Origin of the sequence: Streptomyces sp. NPDC051636 (assembly GCF_044453765.1) — a bacterium.
Classification (GTDB): domain Bacteria; phylum Actinomycetota; class Actinomycetes; order Streptomycetales; family Streptomycetaceae; genus Streptomyces.
The window spans coordinates 102,671-124,295 of sequence record NZ_JBITDA010000022.1 but is presented as its reverse complement, the minus strand read 5'-3'; the positions used below and the strand labels follow the sequence as shown (position 1 = coordinate 124,295).

Sequence of the window (21,625 nt, the reverse complement as noted above, 5' to 3'; positions counted from 1 at the left end):
GCGACGGCACCTGGCGGTTGGCTGCACGAGCGCGCCGACAACGGTCGACGGCGAGAACGTCGTCCTCGCTGACGGAACGTCAACCGGCTGCTCGTCTCGCGACTGTGCAGGGGATGTGCGCTGCGCACGACGCGCGAGGTTCCCGGAGTCGCTCGGACGGCGAGGGGTGATCAGCGGGACCGGGATGAGGGCGGCGATGACGGCGCCGGTCAGGGGCGGTCCGGTCAGGCCGAGGGAGGAGTCCGGGGGCCGTACCGGCGACGGCCGGGCCGGCGGGGCAGGGGTGTTGCCCGGCCCCGGCAGGGGGCCTGGTCAGGGCGTCAGGAGCGCCTTGATGGCGCGGCGCTCGTCCATCGCCTTGTAACCTTCGGCGACCTGCTCCAGGGGCAGGACGAGGTCGAAGACCTTGCCCGGTTTGATGCGGCCGGCAAGGACCCGGTCGATCAGGTCGGGCAGGAAGCGGCGTACGGGGGCGGGGCCGCCGCGCAGGCCGACGTGGGAGAAGAACAGCTCCTGGCCGTCGATCGCCACGTCGTGCGGGACGCCGACGAAGCCGACGTTGCCGCCGGGCCGGGCGGAGCGCAGGGCCTGCCGCATGGCCTCGGCGGTGCCGACGCACTCCAGTACGGAGTCGGCGCCGATGCCGCCGGTGAGGTCCTTGACGCGGGCGATGCCTTCGTCACCGCGTTCACTGATGATGTCGGTGGCCCCGAATTCGAGGGCGAGCTTCTGACGGGGCTCGTGGCGGCTCATGGCGATGATCCGCTCGGCGCCGAGTTCCCTGGCGGCGATGACGCCGCACAGGCCGACCGCCCCGTCTCCGACCACGACGGCCGTGGAGCCGGGCTGGACCTCGGCGGCGAGGGCGGCGTACCAGCCGGTGCCCATCACGTCGGAGACGGCGAGCAGACTGGGCACGAACTCGTCGGCCGGGTGGTCGTCCGTGGCGACGAGGGTGCCGTGCGCGTGCGGGATGCGGACGTACTCGGCCTGGCAGGTGCTCATGAACTCGCGGTGCAGGCAGCTCGACTGCCAGCCGTTGCGGCAGTTCGCGCAGGTGTTGTCCGAGGTGGCGAACGAGCCGACCACGAACTGGCCCGGCTTGACCGAGGTGACCTCGCTGCCGACCTCCTCGACGATGCCGACGTACTCGTGCCCCATCGGGTGGGGCTCGTCCACGGGCTCCAGGCCGCGGTAGGCCCACAGGTCCGAGCCGCACACGCAGGTGGCGACCGTGCGGATGACCGCATCGGTCGGCTGGAGGATCGTCGGCTCGTCGCGGTCCTCGAGACGCACGTCGCCGGGGGCGTAGATGACTGCTCCGCGCATGGGGGTGCTTCTTTCAGTGCGAGGGTCGGTGTGCCGCAGCCGGGGTCAGGAACGGCTGCTCACGATCGAGACTCACACCTGGGGGCAGGTGTGAAAAGCGGAGAAACGCATCCGGGGAGGAGAACGTCCAGGGAGTGAAATCTCCCCTCTTTCCCGGGTGCGACCGGTGTCATGCTGGGATGCGATTTCGGAGGGCAGCCCCTGTTGTGCCGTCTGGACCGCGTCGCGGGCCGGCGCCGCGCGAGGCGGCGAGGCCGTCGGCCACCCCGGGGGCCGTCTCCAGCAGCCGGTCCGCCTCCCCGGCTACCGGGTGCTGCGCGGCGGTGGCTGGTTCGACGAGCACTGGAGCTGCCGGGCCTCCGTCAGACGCCGCGGCCATCCCGCCTTTCGCGTCGACGACGTCGGATTCCGCGTCGCACGCTCCTTGGCGCGCTGATCCGCGGCCACCCGTCCAGGCGCCTGAGCCGTGGTCACGGGAGACTGGGGGAGACGCGACCGACGAGCAGGGCCGGGAGGCGAAGGCGATGATCGCCGTCAATCCGACGGACAGCGCCTCGCTGCTCGCTGCCTTCGGTGCGCTGGGCGTCCTGGTGGTGATCTTCGCCGAGTCGGGCATGCTGGTCGTCGGCTTCTTCCTGCCGGGTGACACCCTGCTGTTCCCGGCCGGTGTGCTGTGCGCGGCCGATGGTCATCAGGCGCCCCGGCTTCAGCTGTGGCAAGTGCTGGTGTGCGCGGCCGTCGGGGCCGTGGCGGGCGGGCAGATGGGCTATCTGCTCGGGCGGCACGGCGGGCGGCGCCTGCTGGCCCGTACCTCGAACCGGCGCATGAAGGAGGGCGCGGCGCGGGCGGAGCGGCTCCTGGCCCGGTACGGATACGGCAAGGCACTCGTGATCGGCCGCTTCGTTCCCATCGTGCGGACCGTGCTGCACCCTATGGCCGGCGCGCTCGACGTGCCCGCGCGGACGTTCACCGTCTGGCAGACCGTCGGCGGCCTGCTCTGGTCGCAGAGTCTCGTCCTCACCGGATACCTCCTCGGATCGTCGGTCTCCCACGTCGACGACTACCTGCTGCTGCTGGTCGCCGTGGTAGTCGTACTCTCCCTGCTGCCCCTGCTGGCGGAGGCCCGCCGATCGCGGCGCGACCGGCGGGAGCGCTCCCGTCCGACCGGGAGTTGACGGTATCGGCCCTCTCGGTCAGCCGAGGCCCCAGGCGTGACCGAGCTGGTAGGCGGCGCACAGGTGGACGTCGAGGATGTACGGGGCCGTGGCCCCACACCCGGTTGCCGGGTCGACGGGCTGCCCGTGGCCCATCCCCGTGATGCCGTAGGTCTCGACCACGGACTTCCCGGACGGGTTCGTGAAGACCCGGTGCGGGTAACCCGCCACGGTGTCGGAGAGGTCCGCGCTCTGGTCGGCACCCTGGACGTCGGTCCACTGCCTGACCAGGTCCGTCATGTTCGACGGCTTCACCGTGCCGTCCGCGGAGCCCTGGAAGACGGTGAGGGCGGGCCAGGGGCCGGTGTAGCCGGGGCGGGCTCGGCGGACACGGTCGCCCCACTGGGCCGGCGTCTGGTTCGCCCACCCGTACATGCAGGGGTACGGGCCACCGGCGGCATTGGAGCAGTCGTACGGCAGCCCGGCGACGATGCCGGCCGCCCTGAACTTCTCCGGGTAGGCCGCCATCATCACGGCCGTCATCCCGCCGCCCGCGGACAGGCCGGTGACGAACACGCGCGAGGGGTCGCCCTGGACGTCGGCGAGTTGGCGGTCCACCATCTGCGCGATCGAGGCGGCCTCGCCGTCGCCCCGCTCGATGTCCCCGAGCTGGAACCAGTCGAAGCAGTTGTTGAAGTTGTTGTTCGTGGTCTGCTGCGGTGCCACGACGGAGAAGTGCCAGCGGTCCGCGAGCGTGGTCCAGCCGCTGTTGACGGCATAGCCGGCGTCCTGGGTGCAGCCGTGCAGGGCGACGACGACGGGGGCGTTCGCCGGCAGGTCCGGGGGGTCGTAGCGGAACATGCGCAGCGCACCGGGGTTGGAGCCGAAACCGGTGACTTCGGTGAGGGAGGCGGCCGCGGCCGCCGTACCGGGTGTGAGGAGTCCAGCGGCCAGGGCGGCCACGAGGGCCACGAAGGCGGCTGTCAGGCGTGCGGCTGTGGTGGGCATGCCCGGATGGTAGGAGCCTGACACAGCGGCGGTATGGGGCCGGACGCCACAATGCGCTTGCTGCAAGTGGGCCCGGCAGAGGTGTGGTCTCCCACCAGCCGGCCTCTGCCGTGGGCAGGAAGACCGGCCACGCCCCCGACGGGTGAACAGTCCGGAAGTCCCGAGGCCGGTCGAGGACCCCTCTCACCGACGGTTTCGCACCGCCGTACGCACGGTTGCCGGGCACGACCGCCCTGTGCTCCTACGACTGCCGGGACGGCCGGCCCTGCCCCGCCTCGCTCCGGCGATCCTGACCGATACCGGCACGGAAGGGGGCCCCCGCCTGCCGGGCGGGCTGCAACACGGCAGAGGGAATCCGTACGGTTCGGGTGAGTTTACGGGGCGGCTCGACCGCGCCGCGGATCAGCGTTCAGCGACAACGGCCGACGACGCCTTACGATCCTGTCGTCGCCACGGACCCCGGCCCGGGCCGGCCGTCTGGTCGCCGGCGGACCGGCACCCGCGGCCGAGACGCCCGGGTCCACCAGAGAGGCAGCCGATGATCTTCATTACCGCCAAGTTCCGAGTCCGTCCTGAGCATGCCGACCGGTGGCCGGAGATCACCGCCGACTTCACCGGGGCCACGCGCAGCGAGCCCGGGTGTCTCTGGTTCGCCTGGTCGCGAAGTGTCGACGACCCGACGGAGTTCTTCCTGGTCGAGGCCTTCCGTGATGACGAGGCAGGGGCCGCTCATGTGCAGTCCGAGCACTTCAGGGCCGCGCAGCAGACGCTGCCGCGCCATCTGGCCGAGACGCCCCGCATCGTGAACATGACCGTTCCACAGGACGACTGGTCGCTCCTGGGCGAGATGGCGGTTCCCGAACAGGGGCAGAAGCCCTCCCCCGGGTGACCCCGCCGGGCTGCCGGCCGGCCTGTCGCGCCGTGAACCGTCCCCGGCAACCCTCAGGGACGCAACCCGTCGATGCCGAGGTTCAGATGGCGCGGGCCGCGCAGCACCGCGTTGTGCCGGTAGGGCGGCGGGTCCTCCAGCAGGCGCGGGTTGTCGAGGCGGCGGGCCAGCGCGGACAGCGCGAGCTGGGCCTCCAGCCGGGCCAGCGGCGCGCCGAAACAGCTGTGGATCCCGCTGCCGAAGCCGAGGTGCTCGATGTCCTCGCGGTCCGGGTCGAAGCGGTCGGGGTCCTGGAAGCGCTCCGGATCCCTGTTGCCGGCGGCGAGCACGAGCCAGATCCGCGAACCCTTCGGAATGGTGACCCCTCGTACCTCGATGTCCGCGATGCAGGTGCGCTGGGGCACAAGCTGCACCGGCGGCTCGTAACGCAGCAGCTCCTCCACGATATTGACGGCCAAGCCCGCGTCGTTGCGCAGCCTGTCGAGGACGGCCGGGTGGCGCAGCAGGGTGAGCATGCCGTTGGTGATGAGGTTGACCGTCGTCTCGTGACCGGCGATCAGCAGCAGGACCGCGGTGCTGAGCACCTCCATCATCGTCATGGACCCGTCCTCGCCGTGACCCGTCACCAGCTGGGACAGCATGTCCTCGCGAGGCTCCTTGCTGCGCTGCTCCGCCAGCTGAGCCAGGTACATGCCCAGCTGCAGCCGTGCCTCCTGCGCAGCGCGGCGCCGCTCGGCGGTGTCGTTGCCCGTGTCCGGATCCAGGCCGGCCACGATCGGGTCGACCCAGGAGCGGAAACGAGGCTCGTCCTCGCGCGGTACCCCGAGCAGCCGGCAGATCACGGTCACCGGAAACGGGTAGGCGAACTGGTCGACCACGTCGATCTGTCCGGCGTCCCCGAGGTCGTCGAGCAGCCCGGAGACGATCTCGGCCAGTTCGTCGCGCATGGAGTCGACCCGGTGGGGGGTGTGCGGCGGGCCGAAGGGACGGTTGGCGATCCGCCGCAGTCGGTCGTGTTCGGGAGGGTCGAGCCGGATGAAGCTCGGCGGCAGCCCCGTCTCCTCCGCGCTGCCCGTTTCGTCGGTGCCCGCGGCGGCGAGGTTGGTGGCGTCCGAGCTGATCCGGGGGTCGTGGAGCAGGCTGAGGATGTCCCAGTAGGAACTGATGAGGTAGGGACCGCCCTCCTCCTCGTGCAGCACCGGGGTCTTGCGGAGCTCCTCGTACAGCGGATAGGGGTTGGCACGATTGGCGTAATCGGTGATCTGGCGCAGGATCGAGGCTTGCGTCATGAGGTGTCCTCGGGGCGTGAAGGTCCGTGGCGGCGCCGGAGCGGACGGCCGGGCGTCGGTCAGTGGTGGGCCGGGGTGAAGACCAGCTGCCGGTCGGCCGGCGAGTAACCGCTGAGGGTCACCGTCGGGCCGTGGGTCGGCAGGGACGGGTCGGGGAAGTCGGCCGTGACCGGCTTGCGGCCCTCGGGCCGCCGGTCCACCGTCGGGAAGTCCACCGGGAACGGCGCGCCCGTCTCGATCAGTCGCTGGTAGAACTCCAGCCACCGCGCGTTGTCGAAACTGACGGCCGCGACGACGCGTCCCTGGTAGCCGTACACCCCGGTGAACCGCCGCTCGGCCAGCGAGCCCTGCGTGATCATGATCTCGTCGCCCATGGAGGGCACGCCGACCGACTTGATGTTCACGCCGAACTGGGAGGACCAGAAGGCGGGCACCCACATGTGCGGGCGGCGCTCCGAGCTGGCGCTGATCATGTTGTGGGCGGCCACCTCGGCCTGGGCCACGGCGTTGCCCCAGTGCTCCAGGGACAGGAACTGGTAGTTGAACAGGGGGTTCGGGGAACGTGCGACGTCACCGGCGGCGTAGATGTCGTCGGTGACGATGCCCCGGAAGTCGAAGGCCCGGCAGCCCGCGTCGCAGGCGATGCCGCGGGGGCCGGCGCCGAGCCCGGAGCCGGCCAGCCACTCGGTGTTGCGGGTCGCGCCGAGGGAGACGACCACGACGTCCGCCTCGACGACGCTGCCGTCGGAGAAACGGGCGGCCCGCACCCGGCCCGCCGAGTCACCCTCCAGTGCGGTGACCATGACGCCGGTGCGCAGATCCACGCCGTTCTCGCGGTGCAGGTCCGCCGCGACCGCGCCGATCACCCCGCCGAGCGCGCCCACCAGGGGAGCGTCGGCGCGTTCCGCCACGGTGACCTCGATACCCTGGTCCCGGCAGGCGGAGGCGATCTCCGAACCGGTGAACCCGGCGCCGATGACCACCACCCGGCGCGGTGCGGCCTTCATCCGCCGGTGCAGGCGGACCGCGTCGTCACGGGTCCGCAGCACGAAGACCCCGTCCAGCTGGGCCTCCGTCTCGTTCGGCCAGGGCCGGGCGCGCACGCCGGTCGCGATCAGCAGCCGGTCGTACTCCACCGCGTCCCCGTCGGCCAGGCGCACCCGCTTGGCCGCCATGTCCAGACCGGTCGCCGCGACACCCAGCCGCCAGGTGGCCCGGACCTCCCGTCGTCGGGGCAGCTCGGTACGGTCCGGGGAGGCCTTGCCCAGCAGGACCGCCTTGGACAGCGGCGGCCGGTCGTACGGCTCGTACGGCTCGTCTCCGATCAGGGTGAGCGAGCCGGCGAAGCCCTCGGCGCGCAGCGTCTCCGCCGCCCGCAGACCCGCCAGCGACGCCCCCACGATCACGATCCGGCCCTCGCGCCTGAGCCACTCGTGGAACTCCTCAACGGGCATCGGACGTCTCCTGCCCGGGCTGTGCGGGCACGTGGTCCGCTTCGCCCGGTCCGTCGGCCGTGATCGCCCGCACCGGGCAGGCCGCGACGGCGCGCGCCACCTTCTCCCGGTGCTCGTCCTCGGCGCGTGGGTTGTAGACGAGTGACTCCTCGCCGTGCATGGAGAACACCTCGGGTGCGAGGAAGGCGCACTGCGCGTATCCCTGGCATCTGTTGAGATCGACGACAAGCCTCATCAGTGCTCCGCTCTTCCGCGGCCAGGTCCCAGGGAAGCCGCGCTCGACGGGGCCCTCGGACTGCGGTCATCTCCCCAGGCCAGCATCGAAGCTGCGGCGGGTCCCGCGCTCGCCCTGGTCCGCCGAAGGAGTGACTGCCGTTCCGGCCCGGCGGGTGAGCCCCGCGTCAGAACGCCGCCGGGACCGCGGGCCCGGCACGGCCGCTCAGGTCGAGGCACACCCCTGCGCCCTCCCCCGCCGGGTGTTCGACGGGCTGACGGCCAGGTTTGCCGGCACCAGGACGACGAGGAAGCGGCCGTCGTCCTCGACTTCCGGGCCATGACGCCCGCGATGACCGGCGTCCGCCTGGCTGCCCGGTCACTTCTGCTCCCGTGCCGCCTCCCGCACCGATCGCAGTTGCTCCTCGCACCACTGCCTGGCCGTCTCGGCGACCTCCTCCAGAGCGCCGGGCTCTTCGAACAAGTGCGTCGCCCCCGGAATGACATGCAGCGAGTGCGGGGCCCGCAGCAGCCGGGCCGCTTCCTGGTTCAGCTCCAGCACGTGCTCGTCCTGGCCGCCGACCATGAGGAGTACCGGGCAGCTCACGTGCTGCAAAGCGTCGCCCGCAAGATCGGGCCTGCCGCCCCGCGAGACCACGGTCAGCACTCGGTCCGGCCGCTCGGCCGCGGCCACCAGCGCGGCGGCAGCGCCTGTACTGGCGCCGAACAGGACAACCGGGAGCCCATGGGTGTCGCGCTGCGCCCCCAGCCAGTCGATCGCGGCCACGAGCCGTCGGCCCAGGAACGGAATGTCGAAGCGGTGTTCGGCGGTCAGCGCGTCGTGCCGCTCCTCCCGTTCGCTGAGCAGGTCCAACAGCAGCGTGCCGAACCCGGCGGTGCGCAGTTCGCCGGCCACCATCCGGTTGCGCGGGCTGTGCCGGGAACTGCCGCTGCCGTGCGCGAAGAGCACCACGGCCCGCGCCGCTGTGGGGAGGACGAGGTCACCGGGGAGGACGGCGTCGTCCGTGTGCACCAGAACCATCTCGGAGATCATCGACATCAGCTTCTTCCACGTCTGCCGACCTGGCGGATCGATACGACCCGGATGTCCTCCACCGCGTACCCATTACTCCCCGAGAGGCCCGCATCTCGTGGCTCGTTCAGCCGAGCACGAGCGGGAACTTCGCGGCCGGCTCACCCAGCGCGGCTTTCTCGGCGTCCGTCGGAGCGCGACGTCCGGTCCCGACCAGCAGCGCGTCCTTGTCGGAGAACGACGCCGGAAACGGTGCCCCGGCGATCTTTTCCAGCGACGCGCGGGCAGCCACGAGGGTCTCGGCGGGCGGTTCGGCGGCCGAGGGCAGGTGCGCGATCAGGTCGAGGTGGTGCAGCGTCCATTCCAGGACATACGCGGACAGGTAGTCGCCGACAGTCAGCACTTCGCCGCGGGTGCTGACGCGGACGCCCGGGTCGGCGAGTTCGGCGGCGCGTCCGGCGGCGGACCCGACGTCGTCGAAATGGAACTTGAGCCACCTGGGATCGCCGTACGCGGCGGCCAGCCGGGGGATCAGTGCGTCGAGCGGGTCCTCGCCGGTCGGGGGCTCGACGAGGTTCCAGTAGGTGACCGAGTCCACGGTCGGTTCGGTTTCGGCGGGCGTGACCAGCGTGATCAGGACGTCCTGGGCATCGATGATCAGGTGGCACACCAGGTCCCGCACGAGCCAGCCGGCACAGCCGGACGGCCGTTCCCAGTCCTGTTCGCAGAGTTCACCCACCGCGGTGCGCAACGCCGCCCAAGAGCGCGAGAAGAGATCCACTTCGGCACGGTAGTGCCGTACCGGCACGGCGGACAAGCGTGAACGGCATCCGACGCGTCGCTGATCCTGGCCACGTGCAGCCTGTCCGCCGGATCGGCCGTCACTCTTGGTCGGACCCCCGGGCCGTGCGGATGAGCTTCGCGATGAACCACGCGTTCGCGACCGCGGCCAGAGTGACGACTCCGGTGTACACGGCGAGCGACTCCGCGGGCAGGACGAGCAACAGCCAACTGGTGGGCGCCGTGAGCAGCAGTGGCCAGACGGCGGAGAAGGTGGCGTCCGTATGCGTGAGCGAGGCCTGGTCGGTCACCGCCCAGGTGAGAACGGCGGCTGTGACCGCGAGGTACAGCCAGCTCAGCCGGTTTCGCGCCACCGCGGTCCGTATGCCATCCGAGCGGGCAGTGGTGCAGCTGTCCATGACGTCCCTTCGACGGCTCCGTGGATGTGTGTGTCCAGTAGACCGGCGGACGCACGGTGGGACATGGGTTGAGCTACTCAGATCCCCTGGTTGCCCACGCATGGTGTGCGGTCTGAGTGCGGCGCCGGGGCATCCCGCGCCCGGCCGCGCGACACTGTCGGCTACGTAGCCCGGTCGATCACTCGATGCGCGGTCGGTACAGCCGCTTCCGGCTCGTCCGGCACGGGCCCCGCGTCCGCCGAGGTCCGAGCGGTCGCAGTCCCGGAAGACTCGCTTCCCCGGGCATCCGGCCTCGCCGCGGCTCCCTGTCCCCGCTCGATCATGCCCAGCGCCACCCCGACGATGATGATCACGCCGCACGTCACCTGGGCGAGCCGGATCGACTCCCCGTTGATCACGACGGCGCCGATGGCGCCGAAGACCGGGACCAGGTGGAGGATGTTGACCGTGACGCTCGACGCCATCCTGCGCAGGCCGTGGTCGTAGGGCGGGCAGCCGCCGACCGAGCAGGCTACGGCCAGGTAGAGCGGCAGCGATGAGGCGCTCGCGCCCGGGATCCGCCAGTCGTCGGCCTCCAGCAGGGACGCGAGGAGGAAGCCGGCCGCGCCCGCCAGGATCTGGTGGTAGGTGACGCCCGCGGCGTCCTGGCCGGCGCTCGCGCGCTTGCCGAGCACGTTGCGGCCGGCCCGGGCCGGCCCGCCGAGCAGCAGCAGGATGTACCCCAGCCGACGCGAACTGCCGCCTGCCTCGGCCTCGTTGCGTATGACGTCGGTGGTCTTCGGGCACATGCGCAAAAAGGTCATCGGTCCGGTGTGACACGGGCGCGGACCCCGCTCGCGGCGGTGTGGCTCAGGAGCACGCCGATGCGGGTCTTGGAGTAGCCGGGGCGGTCGACGAGGCCGTCGAGGTCGTCGAGGGTCAGGCCGCCGCGTCAGGACGGCAGTTCCGGTCGGCAGCGGGCGGCGCCGGCAGTCGTCCAGGGCACGCCTGTGGGCCCCGGGCGTTCCACGGGGCCCACAGATGGCCGGTGCTGGTCACTGGTATCGCTGGGTCACCAGCGGTACCAGCGGCTCCTGCGGCCGCCGCTGTCCGCCGCTCGGACCACGAAGCCCAGAAGCCAGACGACCAGCACGATCACAGCGATCCACCACAGCGCCTTCAGCGCGAAGCCCGCGCCGAAGAGGATCAGAGCCAGCAGGAGAACCAGAAGCAGGGGAACCATGTTTTATCAACCTCCGGCGGTCCTGGTGCCCGGCACGCGACGGAACACACGTCGGATGCAACAGGTTTGGTCACCACCTCTGCGGGGACTCGGCCCGATTTCCCCACGCGTATGCACGCCTCCGTCCGGGCGGACACGCCGCTGTCGATGTGGTCAACGGCGTGTGGGAGCCCGTTTCCCCGGACGAACCCGAGGGGATTCCGGCGCGACTTACGAGTGGCGCCGTGCGTTCAGCACACAAAGTCCGGGCTGTTGGCCCAGAAGGTCAGATGCGACCAGGTCTGGGCTCCGATGATGCCGTCGACCGTGATGTCCGCGCACTGCTGGAATTTCCGTGTCGCCGCATCGGTGACCGGCCCGAAAACCCCGTCCTCGGCGAGTCGTTGCCCCCTGAGTGAATTGTTCAGGTAGCACTGCGCCTGTTTTACCGCTGTCCCTGACGCGCCGCGCTTGATGGTTGGCCGAGTCTTGGTGTGGTTGCAGATCTGAGTGGCCACGTGGTGTCTCCTCTACGTGCCTACGCGTAGACCTCGCTGGGATAGGGAACCCGGAGCTTGGTCCATGACTTTTCTCCCGGCCAGCCGTCCGCGTCCGCACCCTTGTACCCGAGCTTCCGCTGCCACATGGCGTAGGAGTCACGGTGCTGTGCGGTCCATTGAGAGGGTGGGCCGCTCGGGCCGTATTTCGAACATCCCTCTTCGATCAGGCGAATTCCCATCATGCTGATGATGGGGCTGTTGGGTTGAGTCCTGAACCATGCGGCTCCCGGGAACGGGACGTAGCCGGAATCGTCCTGCCTGACGATCAGGAGTTGGCCGACCTGGATGTAGTTCGCGTCGGGGATGTTGTTCCACGCTTGAAGCCGCTCGACGGTGGTTCCGAACCTTTGAGCCAGTTCGTACAGAGTGTCGCCCGTCTCAACTGTGTAGTATGCGCCCTCTGTTTCCATGTTTTTATGTTAGGCGCATCCATCACTGCCTGCATGCGGAAGACTGAGACCGCGATGGACGGCGATCTCGTCGCCACCAGCGTCGATGGGCCTTCGGAGCCGGCGCTGTGAAAACAGCTGATTGACAAGGTGACATTTGAATCGGCGACCATTGTCACCGAAATGAGGATATCGAGACGGAATGCAGAAGCCGGCGCACCAGGCGACGCCGGCGCCGAGGGTGCGCGGAAAAGACGTCGTCCATCGTTGAGAGCGGCAGCCGGCGCAGTCGCTCGGCCGACGTGCCGTCGCTCGCGGCCCGTTCGGCCACGAGCCGGGGGGTCAGGAGCGTTGCCCTTCAGGGCGGGCGAGTGCGGTCCGCGGTGACTTCACCCGGTCGGCGGCACGATTCCCGTTCCGGACGAGGCCGGGCCCTCGAGCGTGCGAGTTGTCCGATTTGCGGTGAGGTCAGAGCCGAAATAGCTTCAGCTCGTCATGTTCTATGACAAAGCCGACGACACCCCAATGTCGGCTTCCCCTGGTGGCATCGAATGGAGCATTCATGTCGGTGATGACCGGTACCCAACCTCTGCAGCAGGGCGGCCCTCAGATGGGCGGCCCGCAGCAGATCTCCCAGATGGTGCAGCAGGCCATCCAGCAGGCGTGCCAGCAGACGGCACAGCAGGTGGCCCAGCAAGTGCAGCAGACGTTCCAGCAGATCCAGCAGATCCAGCAGCAGCTCCAGCAGCAGCCGGGAATGGCCCAGCAGGCCCACCCGTACCTGGCTCTGGCGCTGCACCGCGCGCTGCACACGGGCATCCGGCACGCTGTGGAACAGTCCGTGCAGCAGGCGCTGCCGACCGCGATCGTGACCCTGCTTCAGCAGAGCCAGCAGGGCCCGCAGAGCCAGCAGCAGTGGGGCGGTGGCCTCGGCCAGCAGTCGTTCGGTCAGCAGCCGTACGGCCAGCAGTACCAGCAGCCTGGCTTCGGCTTCGGTCAGATGGGTCAGCCGTTCGGTATCGGCTGACCTGAGGGCGGCGCGATGCGGTGTGCCCGGAGCTGTTCCCGGGCACACCGCATCAGCGTGTGAGCGCCAGCCGCCCCGTCGCCGGATCAGAAGCACAAGTTACGACGTAGGCGTGGTGAAGGTGGACGTGATGGTCAAGGAAAGGCCCGAAAGCGCCCGCGCGAACGGGTCCGAGGCGGGCGGCGCCGGCGGATCCGAACCTGAGGGCAGACAAGCAGGGCAGCACAAGAAGGGCGCGCGGTCACCGCGCCCGGTGCAGCAGCGCCGCGAGCGGTACATGGTGGCACCGCTGCCGCAGCACCTGCTCCCGCCAGGAGTGTCCGAGCTCAGCATGGACGCCGTGTGCGACCGGTTGGAGCGCATGCCAGAGGTCAAGGTGGTCCGCAGGCTTCAGCCGTCCGAGAAGCTGCAATCGGCTGGACTGCCCCCCTCCTGCCCGGAAATCGCGGTCGTCGAGGCGGCCCAGGACCAGGTGCCTGCGATGCGGTCGCTGCACGTACACATCGAGCCGGACCTGCCGCTGTCCGGCGCCGGCCCCGCCGTCACCCCGACTGCGGGGATCCTGCCGCTCCGCGATCCGGCGCTGGTCGCGCCGCTCGAACAACCCGTGGAAATCTCGCTGCGCCTGTGCGGCCCGGAGGGCGAGCCACTGGCCGGTGCCGGGGTGTACCTCATCGGCTCGTCATGGCCGGCGCAGGGCATCACCAGCGCCGACGGGACGGTCACCGTCACGCTGGCCACGGAAACCGCGGAATCCGTGCAGTCCCTGTACGTCCGGCCCGCGGGCGGCTACGCGGACCGCTGGATCAGCCGTCCCGATCTGTCGGTGACCGAGGAGAACCTGATCGCCCTCACACCGCTGGACAAGGTGTACCCGGGGCTGCACGAGAGGCAGCAGTACGGCTGGGGCCAGCAGGCCATGCGGCTGGACCGGTTGCCTCCCACGTTCCGCGCCTTCGGCATCAGGGTCGCGGTCATCGGGTCGGGGGTCGCCTCGGAGCACCCCGACCTGAAGCAACGGGCGCGCTCAGGGGTCGATCTGGTCCGCCGTACGGAAGAGGGCTGGGCCCAGGACAGGGTCGGTACCGGCACCCACGCGGCGGGCATCATCGCCGGGGCGGACACCGGCAAGGGCATCATCGGCATCGCGGTCGACGCCGAGCTGGAGGTCTGTCAGGTGCAGCCCGGCGGCTGCTTCAGTGACCTGATCGCCGCGCTGGACCACTGCATCGACCAGGAGGTCGACGTCGCCCACATCGGGGTGGCGGCCCCGTATGCGTCGGCGCTGGTCTCCCGCAAGCTCGCCGATGCCAACGCCGCGGGTATCGCCTGCGTCGCTCCCGCGGGCGACACGGGCGGGCCCGTCGCCTTCCCCGGCTCGCTGCCGACCGTTTTCGCCGTGGGCGCGCTGGGAGTCTTCGGTTCCTACCCGCAGGACACGTCCCAGGCCACCCATGTGGGCCCTCAGCTGACACCGGAAGGGCTGTTCGCAGCGCCGTTCAGCTGCTACGGCCCGGGGGTCGACGCCGTCGCTCCCGGCGTGGCGGTGCTGTCGTGCTCGCCGCAGGGCGGATACACGGCACTGGACGGCACCGGCACGGCCTCGGCCCACATCGCCGGACTTGCCGCCCTTGTTCTCGCCCACCACGAGGACTTCCACGGCCAGCTGCTGCCGCGTGGGCCCGGCCGGGTGCGGCACCTGTTCGACATCATCTCCGCCAGCTGCCGCCAGCTGGCCGCCCCGGGTACCACGGAAGCGGCGCGCCTCGGCCGCGGCCTCCCGGACGCCCTGGTCGCCCTGGGCCTGGCCCCAGGCGTCCAACTCGCCCCTGCCCTGTCCCCCTACGTCCCGACCCTGACCGGTTAAGGCCCGGCGGGGGCACAAGCAGGCCGTCCTGACAGCCGGATCATCGAGCGGCGCCCGCCCCTTCAAGGGACGGGCGCCGTTCGGGTCCGGCGCCGATCCACGAACTCGCCCGGCCGGACAACCGCAGTTGATGGCCCACCTCGGCGACGATGGGGAGGGGCGACGCACGTGCGCTTGTCGCTCCTGGTCGCGAAGGAGGCGTTTTCCTGGAATCGCTCTTCGGACCGATGTGGTTGCGTCAACCGCTGCGGGGCCAGGCCCACGGACAAGGTGGCGGTCTTCGGTGCCGGGCCGATCGGGCTGGGCGCCACGACATGATCTGCCTCAAGCTGCTCGGGGTGGAGCACGTGGTGGTGGCCGGCGTGATCCCCTCGCGGCCGGAGACCGCGCTGGCCGTCGGCGCGGACGCGGTCGTCGGCTCCGCCACCGAGGATGTCCTGGCGCGGCTGACCGAGCTGCGCGGGCAGGGCGCCGACGCCCTCGGCAGACCTTCGCGTGACGGTGCAGGAGCGTGCGGGTCACGCCTTCGCCGCGTCGTACTCCTCGCGTGCCTTCTGGACCGCCGCCATCCGCCGCTCGGTCCACAGCGCGAGGCCACGGACCTGTTCGGCGGCCTCCCGGCCGAGGTCCGTGAGCGAGTAGTCCACGCGGGGCGGGATCACGGGCTTGGCCTCGCGGTGGACCAGGCCGTCGCGCTCCAGGGTCTGCAGGGTCTGGGCCAGCATCTTCTCGCTGACCCTGCCGATCTCCCGGCGCAGTTCGCTGAAACGGTACGAGCGGTCCAGCAGCGCGATCAGGACCAGGGTGCCCCAGCGGCTGGTGACGTGCTCCATGACCAGGCGCTGAGGGCATGTCCCGTCGCCGTCGGCGATCCGAACGCGGTCCACGAACGTCGTTTCGGTTACTCCCACGTCAGTACCGTACGTCAAGGCAGGTACTTCCGAGCAGTTAGTGCACCGCCGCGTCCGGTGGACGCTCTCGAAGAGCGCCGTAGCCGATGAAGTACGCGGGCAGACGGCGTATCAACCGTGACCCGGTGACCAGCCCTGCGATGCGCTGTGCCCTGTCCACGCTGCCCAGGGGCGGCTGCCCCCGCAGGACGGGAGCGATGAAGCGGGCATGGGCCGTCCGCTGGAGCGCCTGCGTGGCGACCGTGGTGGGACGGCGTCGGCGCTGCACGCCGCGTACGTCGCGCAGACCCACGTTCCCGCGGCGCAGCGGCTCGACCAGGTACCGGGCGGCGGCCACGGCGTCCTCCACGGCGAGATTGATCCCTATGCCGAAGACCGGGGACATGGCGTGCGCGGCGTCGCCGATGCACAGCAGTCCGGGGCGGTGCCAGCGGCGCAGCCGGTCCAGGCGTACGTCGAGGAGCTTGACCTCGTCCCAGGAGCGCAGTTGGTGCGTGCGATCCGCGATCCAGGGGACGGCGGCGGCAAAGTCGGCGCGGAAGCGGTCGAGACCGGCGGCACGGCGCTCGGTGTCGGTGCCCTTGGGGATGAGCGCGGCGCACTGCCAGTAGTCCCCGCGGTCGATCATCGCGGTCAGGAACCGGTCTCCGGCGCCACCGACCAGTCCGCACGGGTCCCCTTCGTGCCGCGGCAGCCGGAACCACCAGGCGTCCATCGGGCAGCCGAAGCGGTGCAGTCCCAGTTCGGGCAGGGAGCGTGCCAGTGATCCGCGGCCGTCGCAGGCGACGGTGAGGAGGGCGCGCAGCTCGCCGGTACGGCCGTCGCAGGTGCGGTAGCGCACCCCGGTCACCCGTCCGCCTTCGGTCAGGAAGGAAGTCGCCTCGGTGCTCATCCGCAGCTCGAAGGACGGCTCGCGCCGGGCCTCGTCGGCGAGGAGGTCCAGCAGGTCCCACTGGGGCACCATCGCCACGTAGTTGTACGGGCCTCGCAGCACCGCGAGGTCCGCGACCGTGATCGTGGACCGGCCGTTCCCGACCGGCAGCTGGACGGTGCGCACCCGGCGCTGCGGCAGCCGGGCGAAGCGTTCGGCCAGGCCCAGGTCGTCCAGCAACGCCAGCGTCGAGGGGTGCACGGTGTCGCCGCGGAAGTCACGCAGGAAGTCGCCGTGCTTCTCCAGCACCGTCACGGCGACGCCGGCCCGGGCCAGCAGCAGGGCGAGCACCATGCCCGCGGGGCCACCCCCCACCACACAACACGTCGTCCGCTCCATCACAGCCCCACCCTTCTGGAGAGCCTAATTCATCACTCGATGAATAGCGTACTCCCCCACGCGCGCGGCCGCACCCGCGCGCAGGGCTGCCCCCTGTCGGGCCGCAGGCGGGAGACGGGCGGAGCCGTTCGGTGGCCGGCGCTCATGCCGCCGCCGACGTGGAGGGTCCGGGCTCGGCCATCCGGCCGGCCGGATGCGGGACCGGGAGCCCACGCGGTTGACCCGGAGGCACGCGCCGGCGGCCTGGTACTCCCACCACCCCGCTGTGAGAACTCAGTCGTTCCTTCCGATGCTCTCGCTCCTCAGGAAAGTCTGGCGTGCCCACAGGCTCAGCAGTACCGTCCCGCCGACCAGCAGCGGCACCGGGTCGCGGGAAAGAGGGGCCAGCGCGTAGCCCAGCGCCGTGACCGTGCAGACGGTCAGGGGAATGAACGCCGCGGCGCCCTCCATCCCCAGTCGCAACGTCGGCCGGCCGGCGACCAGGACGCTCGCCCCGCCGGGCACCCAGGGTCCGACGGCGACCACCAGCAGTCCCGCGGTATCGCAGACGTCGACCAGCTGGTAGGACATCATCGCGGAGGCATGCGGGCCGACCGTCCGCAGTCGCAGGGTGTCGCCGATCAGCGCGAGGGACAGCCCGACGGCCCCTACCCACAAAGTGGCCCGCTGGTCGCCCCGTACGAGGCGGCGCAGGGCGAACAGAAAACTGAGGAACACGACTTCCGCGGTCCAGAGGACGCCGATCATTCCCGTCCCCAGCCGCCAGTCGTCACCGGCCGGCCGCACCAGCACCCATCCGGTCATGAACACGGATCCGGCTGTGACAACCCCGTCGAACACGCGCCGCAGTAACACGTGCCGCCCCGCACCTGCATCGGCCGCGACCACCAGACCGGCCATCCCCAGGCCGACCGCCAGCGTCACTCCGGTGACCACCACCGAACCGAGCAAGAGGCGTGCGTCCCGTCCCCACGCCTGAGGGTGAGCCGACAGAACGCTGACCGCCCCCCGGTACACGCCCCCGGCTGCCGCGGAACCCGCCAACAGCAGCAGGCGTTTGCGTACCAGTCCACTCGCGCCCCACGCACGGAGCATCAGGGAGACCGTCAACGCCCAGCAGCCGACGGACGGCCCGGAAGCGACCATCCGTGCCGCCGAACCCCCGGCCGTCCACCACCCGCCGACGGTCAGCACTGTTCCGACGAGACATACCGCACCGACCGCGCCCCAGACCCCCGCCCCGGTCCGGCCGCAGCGGATCCTGAGCACGTCCGGCGACTTCCCCAATCCCAACCTCCGGTGCGCCTCACGACCGGCACCCCGCCCGCAGGGACCCCTGCAGCCGCCGGCTCCACTCACGGAGACCGTAAAAGATCCGCCATCAGCACCGAACGGAAAGGTCTGCTCATTCACTCGTACTGCGTAAGAGGGTTACTTGCCCCGGAGATCTCCGGTACGCCAGGTTCTCCCGTACGGTCAGCTCGGCCGCGCATCCCTCCCGGGATCCGTCGCCCGGTACGAAACCCACACCGAGGCCGACGGCGTCGGCGACCTGCGGGGCCGGTACGGCCGGCCGAGGAGAAGGGCCCGCCCGTCGGGGTGGGGCCGGGCGTCGACGAGGGCCCGGCGCCCGGGAGGCCGACCGGGCCCAGGACCTCCCCGGACCCGAGTTCCGGACTGACCTGGCCCGTGCCGGCGGCCCGTACGCCGTCGCGGGCGGCCGGGGCCCTGGCGGGGCGGGGCGGTGACCGGCCGGTTCCCCGCCGCCGATGTCACGCACCAGGCGGACGGGGCTGTGGCCCGCCACCGGGCCGTGGCTGACCAGGCGGCCGTCCCGCGGTACGGCGAAGGCGTCGGCAGCCTGGTACACCTCGTCGAGGCGGTGGGTCACGTAGCGGACGGCGTGCCCCCGGTCTCGCGGGGCGCGCAGGACGCGGAACAGCCGGGCGCATTCCGCGGCCGGAAGGCGGGCGGTCGGCTCGTCGAGGACGATGAGCTTCGCGCGTACCGCCAGGGCTCTGGCGATCGCGACGAGCGAACGCTCGGCCGGCCCGGGTTCGGCGATCGGCGCGTCGGAATGGAGGGGCCGGCGACGGTCCGCAGCGCGCCGGTGCCGCGCTCGCGCGTCCCCGCCAGGAGATCAGTCCGGCGCGGCGCGCGGATCCGGTGCTCAGGGCGATGCTCTCGGCGGCCGTCATCCACTCCACGAGCCCGAGGTCGGTTACCGGGTCCCAAAAAGTGCCTGCGATCACCGGTGATCTCCGTCGTATGCTGACGCCCGCTGTCTGCCGAGGGAGGACGCATGGGGATCCGGAGCCTGACTCGTACCGAAGCCGAGCGCCGGGCCCGGCTGTTGACGGTCGAGCGGTACGACGTGGACATCGACCTCACCGGCCTGTCCGACGGGCCGGAGGTCCGGTGCGTCTCCACCGTGACCTTCAGCTGCCACGAGCCGGGCGCGGAGACCTTCGCCGACTGCGCGGCACAGGTACGCAGCGCCACGCTGAACGGCAGGCCCCTGACTCCCACCGGGGACGGCCGTATCCCTCTCCCCGCCCTGGCCGGGCACAACGTGCTGCGGGTGGAGAGCGTCCAGGCCGACACGGCCACGGGCGAGGGCGTGCACAAGGCGATCGACCCCGCGGACGGCGAGGTCTACGTGTGGATGAGCTTCGAACCGGACGAGGCCCGGTTCGTCTGGGCGTGCTTCGACCAACCCGACCTCAAGGCCCCGCACGCCTTCACCGTCACGGCCCCGCCCGCATGGACCGTCACCAGCAACTCCGGCGAGGCGCGCATCGAGGAGCTGGACTCGGCCCGCCGCTGGACCTTCCCGGACACCCCGCCCCTGTCCGTGTACAACACCGTCGTCAACGCGGGCCCCTTCCACGAGATCCGCCGCGAGGCCGACGGCCACGACCTGGGCCTGTACGCCCGCCGCTCTCTCGCCGAGGTCCTCGACCGCGACGCCGACGAGATATTCACCCTCACCCGGCAGGGCCTGGCCTTCTTCGGCGAGGCCTTCGCGATGCCGTTCCCGCAGCGCAGGTACGACCAGGTGTTCATGCCCGAGTTCGGCGGGGCGATGGAGAACTACGGCTGCGTGACCTGGTCGGACGCGTTCCTGCGGCGGGCGGCGCCGACACCCGCCGAGCGCGAGCTGCTCGCGAGGGTGCTCCTGCACGAGATGGCGCACATGTGGTTCGGCAACATCGTCACCATGCGCTGGTGGGACGACCTCTGGCTGAACGAGGCGTTCGCGGAGTTCGCCTGCCACTGGGCCGCCGAGCGCGCCACCCGGTACACCGACGCGTGGGCGGGCCACCTGGTGGGCAACAAGCTCAAGGCATACCTGTCCGACCAGGGTCCCGTCTCCCACCCGATCCACCAGCCCATCCACGACGTCGCCCAGGCCGCGTCGATCTTCGACAACATCACCTATCCCAAGGGCGCCTCGGTCCTCCAGCAGCTCATGACGTACGTCGGCGAGGAGCGCTTCCGGGCCGGCATGGCCGCCTACTTCGCCCGCCACGCGTGGGGAAACACCACGCTCCAGGACCTGATCAACGCCCTCTGTGAGGCCAGCGGGCGCGACCTGGACGCCTGGCGCACGGCCTGGCTCGAGACGGCGGGCACCGACCGCTTCTCACTGGAGCGTGACGACGAGAGCGTCACGCTGGTGGCCGCCGGCACCCCGCGTCCGCAGGTGCTGGCGGTGGGCGCGTACGGCCGGAACGGTGAAACCCTGGAACGCGGGGCGCTGGTGCGGGTCGAGGTGACGCAGACCCGTACCGCGGTCACCGGCCTGCCGCCCGCGGCGGAGGTCCTGCTGATCAACGACGACGACCTGACCTTCGCCACGACCCGCCCGGACCCCACGACCAGGGACGCCCTCTTCCGTACGGCGGCCCAACTGCCCACGGCCCTCTCCCGGGGCGTGGCCGCGGCCACCGTGTGGGACATGCTGACAACCGGCGAGGCCACGGCGGCGGAAGCCGGACGGTGCATCACCGCGGTCCTGTCGGCCGAGACGTCCGACGCCGTGATCGAGCCGTATCTGACACTCGCCGCGAACATCGCCGAACTGTGGGCGCCGCCCGGCGAGCGCGCCGGGCTGACGGCGGCGGTGGCGGCAGCCTGTCGGCGCCTCGCCGCGGACCCCGGCCGCCGTCAGGTCGCGCTGCGCGGTCTGGCCCGCACCGCGACCAACGCGGACGACCTGGCCTGGCTCCGCGAACAGGCGGGCGACGACGTGGACCTGCGCTGGCGGGCGCTGGTCCGCGAGGCGGAGCTGGGCGGGGACGTCTCCTGCGACGCCGCCCTCCTGCTGGAACGCGATCCCGATCCCGACGCCTGGGTCCGTGCCCTCACCGTACGAGCCGCCCTGCCCGACCCCGCCGCGAAGGCGGAGGTCTGGCAGAAGCTGGCGGTGGACCGCGCCGTCCCCGTCAGCACGGTCGCCCAGGTGGCGGCGGCCTTCTGGCGGCCCGCACAGGATGACCTGCTGGCCCCCTACACCCAGGGCTACCTGGACTTGATCCCCGATCTGCACCAAGGCGGAATGATCCCGGCGATGACCTTCACAAGTCACCTCTTCCCACCGCACGCCATCGACTCCGCGTACGTCGAAAAGGCCCGGCAGAGGTCCCACGAGGCAGCCCCGGTGGTCCGCAACACCCTCCTGGAACGCTCGGACGCGGTCAGCCGCATGCTGCGCGCCCGAACCCGGAGGGCCTGACCCGACGCGATCAGCGGGCCGCAAGGTCGATTCTGCGAAGCCGGCGGCGAGGAGCCCCGCAGCCGCGCTCGTCGTCGCAGCCGTCACCTGACGG

At 71.1% G+C, this 21,625-nt stretch carries 21 protein-coding genes and 1 pseudogene; 6 read left to right on the top strand and 16 right to left on the bottom strand.

What is annotated here, in order from left to right; translation table 11 throughout:
• Positions 1-312: 312 nt before the first annotated feature.
• Positions 313-1,329: a zinc-dependent alcohol dehydrogenase family protein gene (locus ACIBBH_RS31150; protein ID WP_399410327.1), complete on the bottom strand. Its 1,017-nt coding sequence runs from the start codon at positions 1,327-1,329 to the stop codon at positions 313-315.
• Between the two features lie 157 nt (positions 1,330-1,486).
• On the opposite strand from ACIBBH_RS31150, the gene ACIBBH_RS31145 reads away from it, so the two are divergent.
• Together ACIBBH_RS31145 and ACIBBH_RS31140 are read left to right on the top strand one after the other, a co-directional pair.
• Positions 1,487-1,765, top strand: a complete 279-nt coding sequence (locus ACIBBH_RS31145) for an SUMF1/EgtB/PvdO family nonheme iron enzyme (RefSeq protein WP_399410325.1) — start codon at positions 1,487-1,489, stop codon at positions 1,763-1,765.
• An 88-nt stretch (positions 1,766-1,853) separates the two neighbouring features.
• Positions 1,854-2,504 (top strand): DedA family protein, encoded by a 651-nt coding sequence (locus ACIBBH_RS31140; RefSeq protein ID WP_399410323.1) that lies wholly within the window; start codon positions 1,854-1,856, stop codon positions 2,502-2,504.
• Between the two features lie 18 nt (positions 2,505-2,522).
• Here the strand turns inward: ACIBBH_RS31140 and ACIBBH_RS31135 are convergent, their stop codons facing one another.
• Positions 2,523-3,491 (bottom strand): alpha/beta hydrolase family esterase, encoded by a 969-nt coding sequence (locus ACIBBH_RS31135; protein WP_399410321.1) that lies wholly within the window; start codon positions 3,489-3,491, stop codon positions 2,523-2,525.
• 538 nt (positions 3,492-4,029) lie between these two features.
• Between ACIBBH_RS31135 and ACIBBH_RS31130 the strand changes: the two genes are divergently transcribed.
• The gene (locus ACIBBH_RS31130) at positions 4,030-4,380 is read left to right on the top strand and encodes a putative quinol monooxygenase (protein ID WP_399410320.1); all 351 of its coding nucleotides are present in this window, start codon (positions 4,030-4,032) and stop codon (positions 4,378-4,380) included.
• A gap of 53 nt (positions 4,381-4,433) precedes the next feature.
• Here the strand turns inward: ACIBBH_RS31130 and ACIBBH_RS31125 are convergent, their stop codons facing one another.
• The 10 genes from ACIBBH_RS31125 to ACIBBH_RS31080 form a co-directional block, all read right to left on the bottom strand.
• Entirely contained in the window at positions 4,434-5,669 is a 1,236-nt protein-coding gene (locus ACIBBH_RS31125) for a cytochrome P450 (protein ID WP_399410318.1), read from the bottom strand.
• A gap of 59 nt (positions 5,670-5,728) precedes the next feature.
• Positions 5,729-7,123: an NAD(P)/FAD-dependent oxidoreductase gene (locus tag ACIBBH_RS31120; protein WP_399410316.1), complete on the bottom strand. Its 1,395-nt coding sequence runs from the start codon at positions 7,121-7,123 to the stop codon at positions 5,729-5,731.
• Positions 7,113-7,358 carry a ferredoxin gene (locus ACIBBH_RS31115; RefSeq protein ID WP_399410314.1) on the bottom strand — a complete coding sequence of 82 codons (246 nt, stop codon included), beginning with the start codon at positions 7,356-7,358 and terminating at the stop codon, positions 7,113-7,115. Before ACIBBH_RS31115 ends, ACIBBH_RS31120 begins: the two co-directional genes overlap by 11 nt.
• Before the next feature lie 357 nt (positions 7,359-7,715).
• The gene (locus tag ACIBBH_RS31110; RefSeq protein WP_399410369.1) at positions 7,716-8,390 is read right to left on the bottom strand and encodes a dienelactone hydrolase family protein; all 675 of its coding nucleotides are present in this window, start codon (positions 8,388-8,390) and stop codon (positions 7,716-7,718) included.
• Positions 8,391-8,496: 106 nt separating this feature from the next.
• On the bottom strand, positions 8,497-9,150 hold the full coding sequence (locus ACIBBH_RS31105) for a maleylpyruvate isomerase N-terminal domain-containing protein (RefSeq protein ID WP_399410312.1): 654 nt from the start codon (positions 9,148-9,150) through the stop codon (positions 8,497-8,499).
• A gap of 100 nt (positions 9,151-9,250) precedes the next feature.
• Complete coding sequence (locus ACIBBH_RS31100) at positions 9,251-9,568, bottom strand: SCO4225 family membrane protein (protein WP_399410310.1); 318 nt, start codon at positions 9,566-9,568, stop codon at positions 9,251-9,253.
• Between the two features lie 161 nt (positions 9,569-9,729).
• Positions 9,730-10,356 carry a DMT family transporter gene (locus ACIBBH_RS31095; protein ID WP_399410308.1) on the bottom strand — a complete coding sequence of 209 codons (627 nt, stop codon included), beginning with the start codon at positions 10,354-10,356 and terminating at the stop codon, positions 9,730-9,732.
• A 263-nt stretch (positions 10,357-10,619) separates the two neighbouring features.
• Positions 10,620-10,790 carry a hydrophobic protein gene (locus ACIBBH_RS31090; protein WP_399410306.1) on the bottom strand — a complete coding sequence of 57 codons (171 nt, stop codon included), beginning with the start codon at positions 10,788-10,790 and terminating at the stop codon, positions 10,620-10,622.
• Positions 10,791-11,020: 230 nt separating this feature from the next.
• On the bottom strand, positions 11,021-11,287 hold the full coding sequence (locus tag ACIBBH_RS31085; protein ID WP_399410304.1) for a peptidoglycan-binding protein: 267 nt from the start codon (positions 11,285-11,287) through the stop codon (positions 11,021-11,023).
• A gap of 20 nt (positions 11,288-11,307) precedes the next feature.
• A complete protein-coding gene (locus tag ACIBBH_RS31080; RefSeq protein ID WP_399410302.1) occupies positions 11,308-11,739 on the bottom strand; it encodes a peptidoglycan-binding protein in 432 nt (143 codons plus the stop codon).
• A 541-nt stretch (positions 11,740-12,280) separates the two neighbouring features.
• Between ACIBBH_RS31080 and ACIBBH_RS31075 the strand changes: the two genes are divergently transcribed.
• A complete protein-coding gene (locus tag ACIBBH_RS31075) occupies positions 12,281-12,745 on the top strand; it encodes a hypothetical protein (RefSeq protein ID WP_399410300.1) in 465 nt (154 codons plus the stop codon).
• Positions 12,746-12,857: 112 nt separating this feature from the next.
• Positions 12,858-14,612 (top strand): S8 family serine peptidase, encoded by a 1,755-nt coding sequence (locus ACIBBH_RS31070; RefSeq protein WP_399410298.1) that lies wholly within the window; start codon positions 12,858-12,860, stop codon positions 14,610-14,612.
• 518 nt (positions 14,613-15,130) lie between these two features.
• Here the strand turns inward: ACIBBH_RS31070 and ACIBBH_RS31065 are convergent.
• From ACIBBH_RS31065 to ACIBBH_RS31050, 4 genes and pseudogenes are all read right to left on the bottom strand, one after another.
• On the bottom strand, positions 15,131-15,445 hold the full coding sequence (locus ACIBBH_RS31065; protein WP_399410367.1) for a winged helix-turn-helix transcriptional regulator: 315 nt from the start codon (positions 15,443-15,445) through the stop codon (positions 15,131-15,133).
• Positions 15,446-15,560: 115 nt separating this feature from the next.
• Positions 15,561-16,793, bottom strand: a complete 1,233-nt coding sequence (locus tag ACIBBH_RS31060; RefSeq protein WP_399410296.1) for an FAD-dependent oxidoreductase — start codon at positions 16,791-16,793, stop codon at positions 15,561-15,563.
• A 273-nt stretch (positions 16,794-17,066) separates the two neighbouring features.
• Positions 17,067-17,744 (bottom strand): hypothetical protein, encoded by a 678-nt coding sequence (locus tag ACIBBH_RS31055; RefSeq protein WP_399410294.1) that lies wholly within the window; start codon positions 17,742-17,744, stop codon positions 17,067-17,069.
• A 508-nt stretch (positions 17,745-18,252) separates the two neighbouring features.
• A pseudogene (locus ACIBBH_RS31050) lies at positions 18,253-19,012 on the bottom strand (sugar ABC transporter ATP-binding protein); the annotation flags it as partial.
• Positions 19,013-19,095: 83 nt separating this feature from the next.
• Here ACIBBH_RS31050 and pepN point away from each other — a divergent pair.
• The gene (gene pepN / locus ACIBBH_RS31045) at positions 19,096-21,531 is read left to right on the top strand and encodes an aminopeptidase N (protein ID WP_399410292.1); all 2,436 of its coding nucleotides are present in this window, start codon (positions 19,096-19,098) and stop codon (positions 21,529-21,531) included.
• The last annotated feature ends 94 nt before the right edge of the window (positions 21,532-21,625 follow it).

What these genes read in the sequence shown, in the direction of transcription:
- ACIBBH_RS31100 (WP_399410310.1), bottom strand. Translation starts at nt 9,568, where the DNA reads ATGGACAGCTGCACCACTGCCCGCTCGGATGGCATACGGACCGCGGTG.
- ACIBBH_RS31060 (WP_399410296.1), bottom strand. Translation starts at nt 16,793, where the DNA reads ATGGAGCGGACGACGTGTTGTGTGGTGGGGGGTGGCCCCGCGGGCATG.
- ACIBBH_RS31150 (WP_399410327.1), bottom strand. Translation starts at nt 1,329, where the DNA reads ATGCGCGGAGCAGTCATCTACGCCCCCGGCGACGTGCGTCTCGAGGAC.
- ACIBBH_RS31125 (WP_399410318.1), bottom strand. Translation starts at nt 5,669, where the DNA reads ATGACGCAAGCCTCGATCCTGCGCCAGATCACCGATTACGCCAATCGT.
- ACIBBH_RS31090 (WP_399410306.1), bottom strand. Translation starts at nt 10,790, where the DNA reads ATGGTTCCCCTGCTTCTGGTTCTCCTGCTGGCTCTGATCCTCTTCGGC.
- ACIBBH_RS31140 (WP_399410323.1), top strand. Translation starts at nt 1,854, where the DNA reads ATGATCGCCGTCAATCCGACGGACAGCGCCTCGCTGCTCGCTGCCTTC.
- ACIBBH_RS31080 (WP_399410302.1), bottom strand. Translation starts at nt 11,739, where the DNA reads ATGGAAACAGAGGGCGCATACTACACAGTTGAGACGGGCGACACTCTG.
- pepN (WP_399410292.1), top strand. Translation starts at nt 19,096, where the DNA reads ATGGGGATCCGGAGCCTGACTCGTACCGAAGCCGAGCGCCGGGCCCGG.
- ACIBBH_RS31120 (WP_399410316.1), bottom strand. Translation starts at nt 7,123, where the DNA reads ATGCCCGTTGAGGAGTTCCACGAGTGGCTCAGGCGCGAGGGCCGGATC.
- ACIBBH_RS31065 (WP_399410367.1), bottom strand. Translation starts at nt 15,445, where the DNA reads ATGGAGCACGTCACCAGCCGCTGGGGCACCCTGGTCCTGATCGCGCTG.
- ACIBBH_RS31115 (WP_399410314.1), bottom strand. Translation starts at nt 7,358, where the DNA reads ATGAGGCTTGTCGTCGATCTCAACAGATGCCAGGGATACGCGCAGTGC.
- ACIBBH_RS31130 (WP_399410320.1), top strand. Translation starts at nt 4,030, where the DNA reads ATGATCTTCATTACCGCCAAGTTCCGAGTCCGTCCTGAGCATGCCGAC.
- ACIBBH_RS31110 (WP_399410369.1), bottom strand. Translation starts at nt 8,390, where the DNA reads ATGATCTCCGAGATGGTTCTGGTGCACACGGACGACGCCGTCCTCCCC.
- ACIBBH_RS31135 (WP_399410321.1), bottom strand. Translation starts at nt 3,491, where the DNA reads ATGCCCACCACAGCCGCACGCCTGACAGCCGCCTTCGTGGCCCTCGTG.
- ACIBBH_RS31075 (WP_399410300.1), top strand. Translation starts at nt 12,281, where the DNA reads ATGTCGGTGATGACCGGTACCCAACCTCTGCAGCAGGGCGGCCCTCAG.
- ACIBBH_RS31095 (WP_399410308.1), bottom strand. Translation starts at nt 10,356, where the DNA reads ATGTGCCCGAAGACCACCGACGTCATACGCAACGAGGCCGAGGCAGGC.